The organism is Streptomyces sp. HUAS ZL42, from assembly GCF_040782645.1.
Lineage (GTDB): Bacteria > Actinomycetota > Actinomycetes > Streptomycetales > Streptomycetaceae > Streptomyces.
This window is the reverse complement of record NZ_CP160403.1, coordinates 1,013,291-1,029,972: the sequence shown is the minus strand read 5'-3', so window position 1 is coordinate 1,029,972 and position 16,682 is coordinate 1,013,291. Positions and strand designations below refer to the sequence as shown.

The 16,682-nt window shown below is 68.8% G+C and carries 16 protein-coding genes; 11 read left to right on the top strand and 5 right to left on the bottom strand.

Annotated features, from left to right (window positions below; all coding sequences use genetic code 11):
* Window positions 1-169 precede the first annotated feature (169 nt).
* Genes ABZO29_RS04910 through ABZO29_RS04895 form a run of 4 tightly spaced genes read left to right on the top strand, consistent with a single transcriptional unit; the run spans window position 170 to window position 3,160 of the window.
* The gene (locus tag ABZO29_RS04910; RefSeq protein WP_367318879.1) at window positions 170-1,516 is read left to right on the top strand and encodes a GH25 family lysozyme; all 1,347 of its coding nucleotides are present in this window, start codon (window positions 170-172) and stop codon (window positions 1,514-1,516) included.
* A gap of 26 nt (window positions 1,517-1,542) precedes the next feature.
* Entirely contained in the window at window positions 1,543-1,932 is a 390-nt protein-coding gene (locus ABZO29_RS04905; RefSeq protein WP_367318878.1) for a hypothetical protein, read from the top strand.
* Between the two features lie 25 nt (window positions 1,933-1,957).
* Window positions 1,958-2,374, top strand: a complete 417-nt coding sequence (locus ABZO29_RS04900; protein WP_367318877.1) for a hypothetical protein — start codon at window positions 1,958-1,960, stop codon at window positions 2,372-2,374.
* 36 nt (window positions 2,375-2,410) lie between these two features.
* A complete protein-coding gene (locus ABZO29_RS04895) occupies window positions 2,411-3,160 on the top strand; it encodes a D-Ala-D-Ala carboxypeptidase family metallohydrolase (RefSeq protein ID WP_367318876.1) in 750 nt (249 codons plus the stop codon).
* A 75-nt stretch (window positions 3,161-3,235) separates the two neighbouring features.
* Here ABZO29_RS04895 and ABZO29_RS04890 read toward each other — a convergent pair whose 3' ends face one another.
* Both ABZO29_RS04890 and ABZO29_RS04885 read right to left on the bottom strand, forming a co-directional pair.
* The gene (locus ABZO29_RS04890; RefSeq protein ID WP_367318875.1) at window positions 3,236-4,303 is read right to left on the bottom strand and encodes a helix-turn-helix domain-containing protein; all 1,068 of its coding nucleotides are present in this window, start codon (window positions 4,301-4,303) and stop codon (window positions 3,236-3,238) included.
* 179 nt (window positions 4,304-4,482) lie between these two features.
* Window positions 4,483-5,739, bottom strand: a complete 1,257-nt coding sequence (locus ABZO29_RS04885) for a LysR substrate-binding domain-containing protein (protein ID WP_367318874.1) — start codon at window positions 5,737-5,739, stop codon at window positions 4,483-4,485.
* Between the two features lie 101 nt (window positions 5,740-5,840).
* On the opposite strand from ABZO29_RS04885, the gene ABZO29_RS04880 reads away from it, so the two are divergent.
* Complete coding sequence (locus ABZO29_RS04880; protein WP_367318873.1) at window positions 5,841-6,956, top strand: substrate-binding domain-containing protein; 1,116 nt, start codon at window positions 5,841-5,843, stop codon at window positions 6,954-6,956.
* On the opposite strand, the gene ABZO29_RS04875 is transcribed toward ABZO29_RS04880, so the two are convergent.
* Window positions 6,913-7,395: a MarR family winged helix-turn-helix transcriptional regulator gene (locus tag ABZO29_RS04875; RefSeq protein WP_367318872.1), complete on the bottom strand. Its 483-nt coding sequence runs from the start codon at window positions 7,393-7,395 to the stop codon at window positions 6,913-6,915. The genes ABZO29_RS04880 and ABZO29_RS04875 overlap by 44 nt on opposite strands.
* Before the next feature lie 411 nt (window positions 7,396-7,806).
* Here ABZO29_RS04875 and urtA point away from each other — a divergent pair, with 411 nt between their 5' ends.
* The 5 genes from urtA (at window position 7,807) to urtE (ending at window position 12,612) form a co-directional block, all read left to right on the top strand.
* Entirely contained in the window at window positions 7,807-9,060 is a 1,254-nt protein-coding gene (urtA, locus tag ABZO29_RS04870; protein ID WP_367318871.1) for an urea ABC transporter substrate-binding protein, read from the top strand.
* A 93-nt stretch (window positions 9,061-9,153) separates the two neighbouring features.
* Window positions 9,154-10,041 carry an urea ABC transporter permease subunit UrtB gene (urtB, locus tag ABZO29_RS04865; RefSeq protein ID WP_367318870.1) on the top strand — a complete coding sequence of 296 codons (888 nt, stop codon included), beginning with the start codon at window positions 9,154-9,156 and terminating at the stop codon, window positions 10,039-10,041.
* Complete coding sequence (gene urtC, locus ABZO29_RS04860; RefSeq protein WP_367318869.1) at window positions 10,038-11,144, top strand: urea ABC transporter permease subunit UrtC; 1,107 nt, start codon at window positions 10,038-10,040, stop codon at window positions 11,142-11,144. The genes urtB and urtC overlap by 4 nt, the downstream gene beginning before the upstream one ends.
* Window positions 11,141-11,914, top strand: a complete 774-nt coding sequence (gene urtD, locus ABZO29_RS04855; RefSeq protein ID WP_367318868.1) for an urea ABC transporter ATP-binding protein UrtD — start codon at window positions 11,141-11,143, stop codon at window positions 11,912-11,914. The genes urtC and urtD overlap by 4 nt, the downstream gene beginning before the upstream one ends.
* A 5-nt stretch (window positions 11,915-11,919) precedes the next feature.
* Window positions 11,920-12,612, top strand: a complete 693-nt coding sequence (gene urtE / locus ABZO29_RS04850) for an urea ABC transporter ATP-binding subunit UrtE (protein ID WP_367326043.1) — start codon at window positions 11,920-11,922, stop codon at window positions 12,610-12,612.
* 258 nt (window positions 12,613-12,870) lie between these two features.
* Here the strand turns inward: urtE and ABZO29_RS04845 are convergent, their stop codons facing one another.
* On the bottom strand, window positions 12,871-14,169 hold the full coding sequence (locus ABZO29_RS04845; RefSeq protein WP_367326042.1) for a sugar ABC transporter substrate-binding protein: 1,299 nt from the start codon (window positions 14,167-14,169) through the stop codon (window positions 12,871-12,873).
* A 297-nt stretch (window positions 14,170-14,466) separates the two neighbouring features.
* Window positions 14,467-14,937: an Lrp/AsnC family transcriptional regulator gene (locus ABZO29_RS04840; protein WP_367318867.1), complete on the bottom strand. Its 471-nt coding sequence runs from the start codon at window positions 14,935-14,937 to the stop codon at window positions 14,467-14,469.
* 161 nt (window positions 14,938-15,098) lie between these two features.
* On the opposite strand from ABZO29_RS04840, the gene ABZO29_RS04835 reads away from it, so the two are divergent.
* Window positions 15,099-16,430: an aspartate aminotransferase family protein gene (locus ABZO29_RS04835; RefSeq protein ID WP_367318866.1), complete on the top strand. Its 1,332-nt coding sequence runs from the start codon at window positions 15,099-15,101 to the stop codon at window positions 16,428-16,430.
* Window positions 16,431-16,682 lie beyond the last annotated feature (252 nt).

The window sequence follows — 16,682 nt, the reverse complement described above, 5'->3', positions numbered from 1 at the left end:
GTCGTCCGTATCCCATGTTCATCCCAGCGGTGATCCGTCCCCGCAGGTCACAGGCGCGTGACTGTCCCGGCGTCCCAATCCGGGGCAGGAGGATCCACTTCGGGGAAACCCGCTGCCAGCGTGATCCGTGCCGGGGGCTCCCGGCCACTCACATGAGGGGGAACACCAGATGGGACAGAGGACGCTTCTGCGGGGTCTGACCCTCGCCGTGGCAGCGGTCCTGCCCCTGTACGGGCCCATGGTGGTGCAGGCGGCGGAGTCCGCAGCCACCGCCGTCGCGGTCTGCGGGCATACGAGCGCACAGCCCACGCTGCAGCGGGGATCGACGGGGGACTCGACGGTCGAGGCGCAGTGCGAGCTCAATCTGGCGACGAAGCCGAGCCGTTACACGCCGATCGCGGCGGACGGCTCGTTCGGGCCGGCGACGGAGACGCGTGTCAAGGAGTTCCAGCGGTGTGCCGGGCTGGACGTGGACGGTGTGCTCGGCCCGCAGACCTGGGCGGCGCTGAACACCTGGGCCGCGGGGCCGCACTCCTGCGCGAACCAGGGCACGTCGAGCACGGCGCAGACGACCGTGTGCGGCCACACCGACGCACGCCCGACGCTGCGTCGGGGTGTGACGGGCACTGAGGTCAAGGAACTGCAGTGCCGTCTGAACCTGGCCATGGAGCCGTTCCACTATCCGCCCCTGGCCATCGACGGGAACTTCGGGGGCGGGACCGAGGGCCGGGTCATCGAGCTCCAGCACTGCGCCAACCTCAGCGCCGACGGGGTCGTGGGACCCAACACCTGGGCGAAACTGGTGGACTGGGCCGGCCGCAACACGTACTGCACACCACCGCGCCCCGCCGGATACCCGATCGACGGCCTGGACACAGCCAAGTACCAGCACCCCGGCGGCGCACCGATCGACTGGAAGGCCGTACGGGCCTCGGGTGTCGAGTTCGCGACGGTCAAGGCCACCCGGGGCCTGAACGTCACCGACGAATACCTTGCCACCGACCTCCCCGCGGCCAGGGCGGCGGGGCTGGCCGTCGCGCCCTACCACTTCTACACGGGCACGTCGCCCGACACGGGTACCGCGCAGGCCGACCGGTTCATCACCGCCGCACGAGCGACCGGCTACACCGGACAGCGTGCGGGCGACCTGCCGCCCGTCTTCGACCTGGAACGCATGGACGACGGCAGCGGACGCTGTCCCACCTACGGCACGGTGGCCGACGCCAAGGCCTGGCTCGACCGGGTGGAGGCGGCCTTCGGCCGCACTCCGATCATCTACACCCAGAAGTCCTTCCTTGACGACTGCCTGGGTTCGACCACCGCGTTCGCCCGGTATCCGCTGCAACTCGCGGACTACCGCCAGTCGATCAGCCGGCCACCGCTGCCGAACGGCTCGACGACCTGGGCGATGTGGCAGTACACCGACGCCGCGCTTTTCCCGGGCATCCAGGCACCGGCGACCGCGGACGTGTTCAACGGCTCCCAGGCCGATCTGGACCGTCTGGCCAACCGCTGATCCCGGCAGGACCAAGGAGGACCCCCATGACCATCCGGTTCGCACGCGCGTCCCTCGTCGCACTGCTCGTCACCCTGGGCTTCACCGCTCCGGCGCCCACCTCCGCCTCGGCCGCCACGGCCGCGACGACCTGTTACGGCGGGGCGGTCACGGTGCGCTACGGGGACGCAGTCGACTTCGGCCCGTACTGGACCACGAGCCGCTGCCACGACATCAACATGCGCGTGATCAGCGGAACCGCGGACTACGTGGACGCCTGCGTGAAGTTCGCGAAGTACGGCACCTGCAACCGCTGGACCAAGGTCGGCCGGAGCTGGACGACCATCGCCACCGACGTCCTGGACGGCAGCAAGTTCACGGTGTCCGCCGGCATCCCCCTCGAGGGCGACGACGCCGTCATGCAGATCGCCTTCTGACCCCCCTCACCGAACGGAGACCACCATGATCCGGAGCAGGACGTTCGCCTCGGCTCTGTTCACCGCGGCCGCACTGCTGGGCGCGGGCGTCGCGCCCGCCTCGGCACAGTCCTCGGCCGCCGCCGTCAGCTGCTACGGCGGAGCCAAGACCCTGACGTACCACTACTCCACGTCCCCCGTGTCGTACGGCACCTACACCACGTCCTCGCGGTGCAACGACATCAACATGCGGCTCATCACGGACGAGCCGGGGGTGTTCCTCTACGCCTGTGTGGTGTTCGTCGACCACACCACCAAGTGCAACCACGACGACACCTACTCCCTCCACGGCACCGAGTGGGCGACCGTCGCCACCGACGTCAAGGACGGCACCCACTTCGTTCTGCGCGTGGGCCCTTATGACCAGGACGCTCAGAACGTCAAGTTCCAGATCGCCTACTGACCTCTTCCCACCTCACCGTTCCCCGAAAGGACGACGATGACTTCCTCCTTCCGCCCCATCAACCGCCGCACCATGCTGCGTGGCACGCTGGCCGCCGGCGCGGGCGTCGCGTTCGGACAGCTGCTGTTCTCGGGCGTCGCACAGGCCTATTCGTGGTCGCGCACTCTGGAACAGGGCGACAGCGGCGCCGACGTGACCGAGCTGCAGATCCGGGTCGCGGGCTGGGCGGCGGACAGCGCAAGCCACACCCGGGTCAGCATCGACGGGGACTTCGGCCCCGGTACGGCGGCGGCCGTTCGCCGGTTCCAGACGGCGTACGGTCTCGCCGCCGACGCCAGCGTCGGACCCAACACCCAGGCGAAGCTCAACGCGCTGGAGCAGTCGGACGGCTCCACGGCCCACTTCAACTGGAGCGAGTTCGTGGACCAGGCGAGCGGCACCTTCAACGGCGGCAAGCTGAGCGCGGCGCAGGTGAAGGAGAACGTCCGCCGCTGCATGTACAAGCTGGAGGCGCTGCGCAAGAAGCTGGGCGACAAGCCGATCACGGTCAACTCCGGCTTCCGCAGCATCGCGCACAACGCCGAGATCGGCGGGGCCAGCGACAGCATGCACCTGTACGGCACCGCGGCCGACCTCGACGTGCCCGGCGTGGCCAACAGGACCGTCTACCAGAAGGCGGAGACCTGCGGGTTCTCCGGGCTGGAGAGGTACACCGTCGACCACCAGCACGTGGACAGCAGGGCCGACCTCGGTCGTGACTGGTGGTGGGAGAGCGGCACCATCTGAGGCCGTCCCGGGGTGATCCGGAGCCGGAAGTCCCAGCCCCGGGTACCGCTGCGGCGGTACCCGGGGCTGCGGGCTTCAGCTCTTCGGTGAGTCCTTCTTCAGCGCCGCCTCGCAGGAGGGCCAGTCGTGGAAGTCACGTTGGGCGCTCCACAGACGGTGGGCCGCCTTGATGTTCCACTCCGGGTCGAACGCCCGCAGTGGCGTGCCGTCGAGCTCCCGCAGGCGGGCGTCGGAGATCTGGAACACGCCCCAGTTGCGGCTGCCGTTGGTGTTGGGCAGCACCCACAGCGGGTCGAGGAACGAGGCACAGCGGGCGATGGCCACGGCGGTGTCGGGATCCTCGACGAACACCTGACGGATCCGCTTCTCCACCTCGGCCGGCGACCAGGTCGCCATGCTCACCTTCTGCGCGTAGAGCGCCTTCTTGGTGGCGTCGTCGACCGCGCTTCTCGCCGGCACGCCCGCCAGCACCTGGAACGCGGTGAGTCTGCGCAGGGTCTCCGGCCCGAAGTCCCCGTCGACGGCGAGCCTGCCCTTCGCCCGCGCCAACAGGGTCTGGACCTCCCGCACGCACTCGTCGTGCTGGCCCATGCTCACCGACTGGCACGCGGGGGAGTACAGCAGTCTGTCGTCGTCCGCCGGTGAGGCACCGGCGGGGCGCCCCAAGGGCAGCCACACGAAGCCGGCCACCAGCGCCACCGCGGCGACGGCGGTCAGTATCGCGATACGGGAGGACAGCTTCTGGGGCACGCGGGAGCGTCGCGGCTTCTCGGCCTCGTCGGGGGTGATCTCCGGCGGGGTGACGTCGTCCGGTCCGGGGCTCACCTGCGCGGGCACGGCAGGCTCCTCCGGTTCTGGTTCCGGGTTCTCCTCGGCGGTCACGGCCGGTACGTCCCGGTCGGTGTCCGCCAGCGCCCACAGCCGGTGGAGTTCGCGGAGCTCCTCCGCACTGGCTCCGCACACCTTGGCGAAGGCGTGCACCACCCGGTAGTCCGTCGGGACGCTGAGGCCGGAGCAGTACCGATGCAGACTGGAACCACTGACGCCCGCCTCCTTGCCGAGGCGGTCGTAGCCCCGGCCACTGCGGTCCTTCAGCATCCGAAGACAGGCTGCGAACTTTTCGGTTTGCGGAGAGGCAACCACACATCCACCCTTGCTCAAGCCCCTACTGACGGGTAGAAGCTACACCGCATGGAGGAGTTGTGTGCGCCCTTTCACTTCCGGAACATGACCGTCAACGCCCTTTTGACTAACAGTATTTGAGGGAGTGTCAACCGGTGAGTGTCGACCGGTCGTCTGATCTCGGTGGTGAGCGGACTTCGTCAGTCGAACTCCTCGACGTACTCCTCCGGCGGTCCCAGCTCGGGACGATCCCGCAATTCCAGGACTGCACCGAGCCGTTCCAGTTCGAGGGCCGTCACGGTGTTGTCCGCAGGCGTGTCGACATGGAACGTCGCCGCGGCGAATCCGGCGTGCGTGGTCGTGGGACCGGCGGCGACCGCGCCGGCCAGCTCCGCGGCGGACCACTCCTGCAGTGCGACCGGCGTGCTGTCCCAGCCCTGCACGATGCGCCGGTCGACGAGGACGGGACCGAGCAGGCCTTTGTGCCGGCCGATGCCCGGGCCGTAGTCCACGCGCCCGAGGTTCTCGACCAGGATCTCCAGTCGTACGACGTCTCCGGTTCCGTGAACGGGGAGTTCCGGGGTGTCGGGGCCGGCGACGCCGAGGAGGGTGCCGTCGCTGAAGACCGTTGCCCGGTCTCGTACGTCGGTGAGGATCAGCCGGTGTTCGCCTGCCGGAATGCGCGGGTGTGCGGTGTGCAGAACCATGCCCGCGTCCAGTCCGAGGTGTTCGAATGACGCGGGGTGCGGGGCGGCCGAGGTGGGAGACGGCACGGCGCGCAGGCCGGCGAGCAGGTCGGCGCGGTGGGAGAGCGGGACGCGGGTCGGTGGCAGCGTCGGCAGCCGTTCGGATGAGCGGAGTGGTTCACGGGCGCCGAGCGCCTTCCGTACGGCGAAGAACTTCCCGGTGAGGCTGCCGTCCTCGGCGATCGGCGCGTCGGAGTCGTAGCTCGTCACGACGGGCAGCAGTCGTCGTGATGCCGCGGATGCTCCCGCCGCGAGGGCGATACCGACACCGGCGGCGACGAGTTCCAGCTGCAGCGCGACGTGGTTCGTGGCGTAGGCGGGCTGGAAGGGGACGCCGGTCTCCGGGAAGGCCGTACGCAGCCGGGGATACAGACCGCTGTCGCGGCCGTAGGTGATCAGCGGGGTGGCGGAGAGCTCGTCCAGCGACAGTGCCGGCCGTCGTGCCTGCGGTCGGCCGGAGGCGACGAGCGCCACGATCTCGTCGCGGACGAGGACCCGGTGCCCGAATCCCGGCGCGAGACCCTCCATCGGAACCCCCGGCGAGAACGTCTTCATCGGATACGTCGAGAACACCCCGGCCGACTGGTCCTTCGGCTTCGGCCGCGCCCAGTACGTCGAAGGCGGCCTGGGTATCCCCGCGGCAGCAGCCTCCTGAATAGCGGCTTCGAGGTTCGACGGCGTCCTGAGCGACGAGCGCGAGAGCGGTTTCATGGTCGTCGGGGATGCTCGCGGTGCCGGCCCCCCGGTCTACGAATCGGTCTCGATCCATGCCGTCGCTTGGGAACCGAGGGCGGTGCCGGAATCATGGGGCCATGCACCGGCCGCTCCGCCTCCACGCCCCCGAGTGGGTAACGGCCGACGATTCGGTTCTGAACGTCGCGCTCGTGTACCCGATGCAGGGGCCTGCCGGGATCTTCGGGCCCACCTGTGAGGCGTGCGCACGGCTGGCCGCCGAGGAGGTCAACAAGGCGGGTGGCGTCCTCGGCAGGGAGCTGCGGCTGCTCGAGGTGGACGGCGGCCGGGACCCGCAGACCGTGGCGCGGGACGTGGAGGCGCTGGTCGCGACCGGAGCGGTGCACGGCGTGACCGGATGGCACATCTCGTCCGTGCGCGAGGCCCTCGCGCCGCGGGTCGCCCACCGGGTGCCGTACGTCTACACAGCCCTGTACGAGGGTGGCGAGCGCACCGAGGGCGTCTTCATGACCAGCGAGACTCCCGAGTGGCAGCTGCTGCCGGCCATGCGGCTGCTCGCCGAGACGCGCGGCGTGCGCCGCTGGTTCGTCGTCGGCAACAACTACGTCTGGCCCCGGCGCACGGCCCGGGCCGCCCGCCGCTACGCGCGCGCAAGCCGGGGCCGGGTCTGCGGCGAGTCGTATCTCCCGCTGGATACCGAGGACTTCGAGGCTGTGCTGCGGCGGATCGAGCACGCGGACGCGGACGGCGTGCTGATGCTGCTGGTCGGCAGCGACGCGGTCCGCTTCAACCGGGCCTTCGCCTCCTCCGGGCTCGACCGGCGGTGCCTGCGGCTGAGTACGCTGATGGACGAGAACATGCTGATGGCCAGCGGCCCCGAGGCGACCGGCGACCTGTTCAGTACGGCCGGGTTCTTCGCGTCACTGGCCAACCAGGACACCCTCGACTTCCACGCTCAGTACGCCGCCCGGTTCGGGATCGAGGCGCCTGCCCCGGGCAGCCTCGGAGAGTCCTGCTACGAAGGTGTGCTGCTCCTGGCGGCGCTCGTCGAACAGGCCCGCACGTTCGATGTCTCCGCGATCGCAGCCGCCGCCGAGACGGTCTCGTACGAAGGACCGCGCGGGCTGCTCCGTCTCCACGACCGGCATGTGCGTCAGCGCATCTACCTGGCGGAGGCGGACGGGCTGGACTTCAACGTCCTCGCTCAACTGCACGCCCCCCACGACCTGTTGTGACCCGGTCTGCCTCCGTGCCTTTCACCGCATCGGCCAGCCGGTTCAGCAGGACGTGCAGTCGCTCCCCGTCCTCGTCCGCGAGGACATGTTCCAACTCGGCCCAGTCGGCCCGCACTTCGCGCACCAACTGCTGCCATCGCTCCATGCCCCGTGGCGTGAGATGGGCGAGGACGCGGCGGCGGTCGGCAGGGTCGATGCGGCGGTAAACCAGGTTCTGGTCGACGAGTTGGTCGATCAGCTTGGTGAGGCTGGGAGCCGGCAGGAAGGCGTGGTCGGCGAGGGCCGTCATGTTGTGCCCCTGCCCGTCCGAGAGCAGGTCGAGGACCCGCCAAGCCTCCACGGAACAGTCGAACTCGTCCAGTACGGACTGGACTCGGCGCACGGAGAGACGCTCGGCCCGCGTCAGCAGACGGAGCAGTTCCTGGGGCCGCCTCGCCATCGCACTCCTCCGCTCGAAGCCGTGGTTCCCCGTGCGGGGTCGGCCGTTGAGCCTACCGTCGACCACCGCACCCTTGCCAAGAGGAACCGAAGAAAACAGATCCTTTCCGCAGGAAGCATTAATTTCCGTCGCTGAAGTGCCAGGCCAACTATGCATCTCACCCCGGCTTCGTCTTTTTGACCGGCATTCTTACTTCCACCAGAAACTGTTCTTCAACTGGGCCGCAACGCACCGGAAACAGTTCCCTCGCAGGCTGTGGACGCACTTCAGTGACCAGCCCGGACGGCCACCCCGGTACGGCTGGGGCATCCGTGCGTCAACGCCGCCGATTCTGAAGCGCGCTCCATCCATTCCCTCCCCAGAGTCCTTCCGCTCTCTTCGCACCGCCCTTCGGGGCAATGGAGGTTTTGTATGTCCGGGCTCAGCATCAGCAGACGTGGCCTGTTGGCCGGCATTTCCGCGGTCGGCGCTTCCGCGGCCCTCAGCGCCTGTGGCGCCAAGACCGGCAGCGACACGTCATCGGACTCCGCCGCCAAGGCCGACACCTCCGGCAGCACGGTCAAGGTCGGTCTGCTCAACTCGCTGTCGGGCACGATGGCCATCAGTGAGGTCACGGTCCACAACGCGCTGCTGCTCGCCATCAAGGAGATCAACGCCGCCGGTGGTGTGCTGGGCAAGAAGCTCAAGGCGGTGAGCCAGGACGGCGCCTCCGACTGGCCGACGTTCGCGGAGAAGGCGGAGGCCCTGATCAAGGACGACAAGGTCGCGGCCACCTTCGGCTGCTGGACCTCGGCCAGCCGGAAGGCCGTCAAGCCGGTCTTCGAGCGGTACAAGTCGCCGCTCTTCTACCCGGTGCAGTACGAGGGCCTGGAGCAGTCCCCGTACATCTTCTACATCGGCGCCACCACCAACCAGCAGATCGTCCCCGCCCTCGACTACCTCAAGAAGCAGGGCCTGACCAAGCTCTACCTGGTCGGAAGCGACTACGTCTTTCCTCGCACCGCCAACAAGATCATCAAGGCGTACGCGAAGGCCAAGGGCATGACGGTGGTCGGCGAGGACTACGCGCCGCTCGGTTCGACGGAGTTCGGCACCATCGTCAACAAGGTCAAGGACTCCGGCGCGGACGCCGTGTTCAACACCCTCAACGGCGACAGCAACGTGGCCTTCTTCAAGGAGTACAAGTCCTCCGGGCTCACCGCGAAGAGCATGCCGGTGCTGTCGGTCTCCATCGCCGAGGAGGAGGTGAAGAGCATCGGAACCCAGTATCTGGAGGGCCAGTTGACGGCGTGGAACTACTACGAGACGACCCCCGGTGCGGCGAACGAGAAGTTCGTGGCGGCCTATCAGGCCGAGTACGGCAAGGACAAGCCGACCAGCGACCCGATGGAGGCCGCCTACATCTCGGTCTACCTGTGGAAGGCGATGGTCGAGAAGGCGGGTTCCTTCGACGTCACCAAGGTCAAGGCGGCCTCCGACGGCATCACCTTCGACGCACCCGAAGGCAAGGTCACGGTCGACGGCGCGACACAGCACGTCCACAAGACGGCCCGTATCGGCAAGGTCGGCGCGGACGGGCTGATCACCGAGGTGTGGAACTCGGGCGGTCCGATCAAGCCCGACCCGTATCTGAAGGGCTACGACTGGGCCTCCGGCCTGTCCTGATCCCGAGCCCTCTCGTGGTGTGACCCGGCCTCCTCACAGGCCGGGTCAGCCACGCGCCCGCACCACCGTCCCCGACCGACCCGGAGCCGCTTCATGACGGTCATCCTCAACCAGTCCTTCACCGGCATCAGCATCGGTGCCGTCCTCCTGCTCATCGCGCTCGGCCTCACCCTGACCTTCGGTCAGATGGGCGTGATCAACATGGCGCACGGCGAGTTCATCATGGCCGGTGCCTACACGACGTACGTCCTGCAGAAGTCCATCAGCAGCGCCGGGGTCTCGCTGCTCGTCGCCCTGCCGGTGGCCTTCGTCGTCGCCGGAGCCATGGGGGCCCTCCTGGAGTGGCTGCTCATCCGGCGCCTGTACACGCGCCCGCTGGACACCCTGCTGGTCACGTGGGGCGTCTCCCTGATGCTCCAGCAGCTGGCCCGTGACATCTTCGGCGCCCCCAACGTGCAGACCCACGCCCCGGACCTGCTCACCGGCAACATCTCGCCGGGCGGCGGCATCACCCTCGCCAACAGCCGGCTGTTCATCCTCGGCCTCGCCCTGCTCTGCGTCCTCGCCCTCACACTCATCCTGCGGCTCACCCCGTTGGGACGCCGCATCCGGGCCGTCGTACAGAACCGGGACCTCGCCGAGGTGTCAGGCATCGCCACCGGCCAGGTCGACCGGATGACCTTCTTCATCGGCTCCGGCCTGGCGGGCGTCGCGGGCGTCGGGCTCACCCTGGTCGGCCCGATCGGCCCGACGATGGGCACCAACTACATCGTGGACGCCTTCCTGGTCGTCGTCGTGGGCGGCATCGGGCAGCTCAAGGGCAGCGTGATCACCGCCTTCGCACTCGGTGTGCTCCAGTCCGTCCTCGAGTACTCCACGACCGTCAGCGTCGCGAAGGTCATCGTGCTCGTGGCGATCGTCGCCTTCCTCCAGTGGCGACCCCAGGGCCTGTACACACTGCGCACCCGGAGCCTGGCATGACGACAACGACCCCTACCGCTGTGACCCCGGCGTCCGTCCCGCTGTCGGAACGCTTGCGTGCGCCTATGGGGTTCGCCCTCGGAGCCGTCCTCCTCTTCGGCGTCGCCCCGCTCGTCCTCTCCGACTTCCGTCTCTCCCTGCTCGCCAAGTACCTGTGCTACGCGATCGTCGCCGTCGGCGTAAGCCTCGCCTGGGGCCGGGGCGGACTCATGGTGCTGGGCCAGGGCGTCTTCTTCGGCCTCGGCGGCTACGCCATGGCCATGCACCTCAAGCTCGCCGATGCCGCCGCGAACGGCGAGAAGCTGCCCGACTTCATGCAGTTGTACGGCACGGGCGACGCGCTGCCCTGGTGGTGGAAGCCCTTCGCCGACCCGGCCTTCGCGCTTGCCATGACCGTACTGCTGCCCATGGCGGTCGCCGCACTGCTCGGCTTCCTTGTCTTCCGACGCCGGGTGAAGGGTGCCTACTTCGCCATCCTGAGCCAGGCTCTGGCCGCCGCCCTGTCCATCTGGCTGATCGGCCAGCAGGCCACCACCGGCGGCACCAACGGCCTCACCGACATCCAGGGCTTCTTCGGCTACTCGCTCGACGACCCGGTCAACCAGCGGACGGTGTACTTCATCATCGCCGCCGTACTCCTGCTGCTGATGGCAGGCGCCCGCCAGCTGTTCGTCAGCCGCTACGGCGAACTGCTCATCGCGGTACGGGACTCCGAGGAGCGGGTGCGCTTCCTCGGCTACGACCCGGCCAACGTCAAGATCGTGGCGTATGTGATCGCGGCGGGGATGGCGGGGCTGGCCGGCGCCCTCTTCGTCCCGGCGGTCGGGATCATCTCGCCTGCGCTGATCGGGATCGTGCCGTCCATCGGCTTCGTCATCGGCGCGGCGGTCGGCGGCCGGGCCTCGCTGGTGGGCGCGGTGCTCGGCGCGATCGCCGTGGCCTGGGCGCAGAGCACGCTGTCGGACGCCTTCCCTGCCGCGTGGACCTACCTCCAAGGCCTGTTGTTCGTCGTGGCGGTCGGCTTCCTGCCCGGCGGCCTGGCGTCCCTCGGCGCCTTGAGCAGGCGTCGCACCCGTAACCGTACGACTGGAGAGACAGCATGAGCGGCGAGGGACTGACCGTCCGCGATCTGCGCGTGACGTTCGACGGGTTCATCGCCGTCGACGGCGTCGACCTCGACATCGGCCCAGGCGACCTGCGCTTCCTCATCGGCCCCAACGGCGCGGGCAAGACCACCCTGGTCGACGCGGTCACCGGCCTGGTGAAGGCCACCGGATCGGTCCTCTTCGGAGGAGAGGAACTCCTGGGCAAGCCCGTGCACCGCATCGCCCGCATGGGCATCGGCCGCACCTTCCAGACCGCAACCGTGTTCGAGGAGCTGACCGTCCTGCAGAACCTCGACATCGCGGCGGGCGCGGGCCGAGGGCCGCTCACCCTGATCCGCCGCCGCAAGGGCGTACCGGAGCCGGTCACGAAAGCGCTGGAGACCACCGGCCTGACCGACCTGCGCGACCGCCCCGCCGGGGTGCTGGCCCACGGGCAGAAACAGTGGCTGGAGATCGGAATGCTGCTCGTCCAGGACGTGAGGCTGCTGCTGCTCGACGAACCCGTCGCCGGTATGAGCCACGACGAACGCGAGGCAACCGGCGAGCTGTTGCAGCGCGTCAGCGCGGAGCACACGGTCGTCGTCATCGAACACGACATGGACTTCATGCGCTCCTTCGCCCGCAGCGTCACCGTCCTGCACGCCGGCCGGGTCCTCAGCGAGGGCTCGGTCGCCGAGGTCCAGGCAGACACCAAGGTCCAAGAGGTCTACCTCGGGCGCGCCTCCGAACCCGAGCCCGCTGCCGTACCCGTCACCGAGGAGGCGTGACGCCAGTGCTTGAGATCAACAACGTCCGGGCGGGCTACGACCGCACCACCGTGCTGCACGACGTGACCGTCGCGGTACCCGAGGACGGTGTCGCGGCCGTCCTCGGCCACAACGGCGCAGGCAAGAGCACCCTCCTGCGCGCGGCCATGGGACTGCTCAGGCCCACCGACGGGTCCGTCCTGCTGGACGGCGAGGACATCTCCCGCCTCGCCCCGCACCAGCGGGTCGCCCGCGGGATGGCGTACGTGCCACAGGGCCAGCAGTCCTTCCCGCACCTCACCACCGCCGAGAACCTCCAACTCGTCGCCGACGGCCGCCGCGACGGCCAGGAAGCCGTCGCCGAGGCACTGGACCTCTTCCCCGTTCTGCGCGAGCTGTCCGGCCGCCGCGCCGGCCTGCTCTCCGGTGGCCAGCGCCAGCAACTCGCCATCGCCCGCGCCCTGGTCACCCGGCCACGGCTGCTCCTGCTCGACGAACCGACCGAGGGCATCCAGCCGTCCGTCGTCGCGGAGATCGAGGAGACGATCCTGGCCCTCGCCCGACGCGGTGGACTCTCCGTCCTCCTCGTCGAACAGCACGTCGCCTTCGCCGCGCGGGCCGCGCAGCACTACTACGTCCTGGAGGCGGGCCGGGTGACCTCCTCCGGCGAGGGCGGAACGGGAGCCGAACAGACGGTACGGGCGGCGCTCAGCGTGTGAGGAAGGGTCCCGCACTGCTTCCTGAGCCGGGCGATGCGCCCCGTTTTGATGATGAAGGTGGCCGGCGGCCAGAACGCCAAGGCCGGTGTGAGGTGTTCGTCCGGGATGATGCGCGGGGCGACCCCGCCCCCAGTGGTGGGCCGCCCACAACGTCGCCGTCAGGGACACCGGGACCGAGTACCTGCACCCCCCGTTGTGGGAGACCCGCATCGCGACCGGAACGCCGTCACCTGGGCTGCCGAACCCGCCCTGCCGCTGTCACGGGTAGTTTCTGGCGACGTCCTGCGCAAGCTTCTGGCCGTCTTCGAGTGCCTTGTCCACGCTGGTCTTTCCGGCGATGGCGGCGGATATCTCCCGTGTCACCTCGGTGCCGAGGTCCTCGAACTCGGGGATGCCCACGTACTGGATGCCGACCGTGGGCCGCGGCTGGGTGCCGGGGTTGGCCGGGTCGGCCTGCTGGATGGACTTCAGGGTGATGTCACCGAACGAGGCGGCCGCTTTACGGTATTCGGGGATCTGATACGTGCTGGCCCGCTTCCCTGCGGGCACCCGCGACCAGCCGAGCCTCTCACCGACCAGCTGCTCGTACTCCTTGCTGGACGCCCAGAGCATGAACTTCGAGGCCGGGCCGGACTTCAGCGTGGTCTTCGGCATCGCCCATGCCCACGCCCACAGCCAGCCGCTGTTCCTGGTCTTCTCCACGGGCGCGTACGCGTACCCGATCCTGCCCGCGACCCTGCTGGTTTCGGGGTCCTCCAGCGCACCGGCCGCGCTGGTGGCGTCATACCACATCGCGACCTTGCCCTGGCGCATCGCGTTCAGGCACTCGGTGAATCCGGCCTGCGCGGCACCGGCCTCACCGTGGTTGCGGACGAGATCGACGTAGAATTTGGTGGCCTTCTCAAAGCCGCCGCTGTTGACCTGTGGCTTCCAGTCCTTGGTGAACCAGGTGCCACCGAAGGTGTTGACCATGCTCGTCAGTGGGGCCCCGAGCTCCCCCCAGCCTGGGAGACCGCGCAGGCAGATTCCCCTCATCCCCGGCTTGGCGCCGTCGGCCTTGGCGGCGAGGTCGGCCACCTGCCGCCACGTCGGGCGCTCGGGCATCTTCAGGCCCATGTCCGCGAAAACGTCCTTGCGGTACATGAGAAAGGACGACTCGCCGTAGAACGGCAGGGCATACGGATCGCCGTCCAGGCCTGACAGCGACTGCACCACCGGCTCCAGCAGGTCGTTTCTGTCGAAGTCCCGGTCCATCGTGATCTCACCGTCCAGGTTGCGCAGCCACCTGTTCAAGTGCCAGATCCACGCCTCGTAGGCGCCGATGGTGACGACGTCGTACCGGCCGGCATGAGTGGCGATGTCCTGGGCGACTTTTTCGCGCAGCTCGTTCTCGGGCAGGACCGTGAAGTTCACCTTGATGCCGGTGTCCTTCGTGAAGGTGCTCTCCGTGAGCTTCGCGATGTCGTCCATCTGCGGGTTGCCCACCATCAGCACGTTGATCGTCCGGCCCTCGTTCCCGGAGTCCGTACCGAAGGCCCCGCCGCACGCGACCAGCATGGACCCGGCGGTCGCGGCGGTGAGCACAACACGAGTGCGTCTCCTCGCACGGGCGATTCTTCGGATGGGCACGGCTGACTCCAGTGCAGTGGCAGAACCCGGTCCGTTCGGGTTGGTGCCGACTTTTTACCGGCAGTCGCGGCTCGATGACCACAGGAGACGTCATGCATTCCGTGACCGAACGCGCCCGTGTCGACAATGCATTTCCGCAGGCAGAGGCGTTTTTGGCCAAGGCAGGGGCTGTGATCCTGCCCGGGCTCGCTCGGACCGTGCCCGCTTCGCTGCCCGTGTCCCTCCTCAGGGGCCGGCGTGTCGCTCGAGCAAGGGCCGCACGCTGAACGGCTGCATCTCCTGCAGGACGATGGCGGTGTTGGACCGGACGACGCCGGGCACTTCCAGCAAGCTGTTTGTGATGCGGTGAAGGTGCTCGGTGTCCCGGGCGACGACCCGGGCCAGCAGATCGGCGTCACCGGTGGTGACGAGCAGTTCGACCACTTCGGGAATGCGGAGGATCCCCTCACGTGTGGACTGTCCCACGCGCTGGCTGATCGACATGGTGATCAGGGCCAGCAGTGGATAGCCGAGAGCCGCGGGGTCCACGCGCCGGCTGGGTTCCCTGAGTTGACCGCTCTCCTCGAGTCGCTTCAGCCGACTCTGCACCGTGTTACGGGCAAGACCCAGCCGGTCGGCCAGGGCAACTGTCGTGGCCTGGGGGTCCGAGTCGAGTGCCAGGAGGATTCGGGCGTCGACGGCATCCACGTTTCGCATGATGCTCAGTATGACATGCCTCCCGCGAACGATATTGAGCATTCTGCTCATGTCTGGGGCTTGATATTGCGCATTTCGATGAGTGTTCTTAGGTTCCAGCCATGCAGAAAGCTCAGTGCGACAGAATTTCAGCGGGCAGCGTCCCTGCGGCGGATCGCCCTGTGTGGGGTGACGAGGGCGAGGTGGTGGCCGCTGCCCTGGACTACGCGTGGCGGCGCCTCAAGGAGGCTCCCGATCCGAGGACCGGCGCCCGCCCCGCTCCCGACCTCGCCCACGCGGCCGGCGCAGCCATCACCCCCCGGGGAATCGGCGGCGCCGCAGCCCTCGAGCTGTTCGACCGGGTCCTCGCACCCGCCACCCGTGCCCAGAACGGGCCGACGAACCTCGCGTACATCCCCGCGGCTCCCACCCGTGCCGCACGCGCCTTCGAAGCCGTCACCGGCGCGGCGAACATCTTCGCGGGAACCTGGGAGTCCGGGGCCGGTGCCATTCACGCCGAGAACGAGGCGCTGGCGTGGCTCACGCGCCTGCTCGGATGGCCCGGCACCGCGGCGGGGTGCTTCGTCAGCGGCGGCACCATGGGCAACCTCTCCGCTCTCGTCGCGGCCCGCGCCTCCGTCGCCACCTCCCGTCCCCGGCCGGCGAACGGCTGGAAGATCGTGTGCGCCGACAGCGCCCACTCCTCGATCGCGTCCGCGGCACGCGCCATGGACGTCGAGGTCGTCACCGCCCCCGTGGACCGGCGCGGGCACCTCACCGGAGCCGCCGTGAGCGCGGTTCTCGACGCCACCCCCGGCGTCTTCGCCGTGGTGGCGACCGCCGGGACCACGAATGCCGGTCTGATCGACGACCTCGACGACATCGCCGACGCCTGCGAGCGTCACGCCGTGTGGCTGCACATCGACGGTGCCTACGGCGGAGCCGGGCTGGCGGCTCCCGGGGTGCGGCACCGCTTCAACGGCATCGAGCGCGCCGACAGCTTCATCGTCGATCCGCACAAATGGCTCTTCGCGCCGTACGACTGCTGCGCACTGCTCTACCGGGATCCCGCACCCGCACGTGCCGCACACAGCCAGTCGGCCCATTACCTCGACGCCATCGACCGCGACGCCCACAACCCCGCGGACCTGGCCCTCCACCTCAGCCGCCGCGCCCGCGGTCTGCCGTTCTGGTTCAGCCTGGCCGTCCATGGAACCGAGCGGTACTCGCGTGCCGTGGAACAGACCCTGACGACCACCCGGCAGGTAACCGATGCCATACGCACAAGTGACCATCTCCGCCTGGTGATTGAACCCGAGTTGTCCGTCGTCCTCTTCGAACGGCCGGGCTGGAGTGCCGACGACTACGGGAGGTGGTCCGCGCGCGCCGCGGAGACGGGCGCCATGCTGTGCGTGCCGACCCAGTGGAACGGCGCAACGGTTCTTCGCATGGCGTTCGTCAACCCCGACACCCGCGCGGGCGACGTGATCGACGTGCTGCACACGCTCCGCTAGCCCGTTCCTGGCGTCGACTACGAAGAAACGACCCGAGGGCCAGTCCCGGTACCCAGGCCGATCAAGACGCCGACCGAGGCCCGCCATCGACGCGATGCCCGCCGCGACGCCCACGCTCCGGGAGCCGGAAATCTCCTTCCGTGCGAAAGGCGACAACAGCACCACCCGCAGTGCCGTCGTCGCAGCGGCAAGCAGCCCCAGAACCCTGGTCACCCGGCGAGCCACCGACGTGGTCCCCGCAGGACGATGACG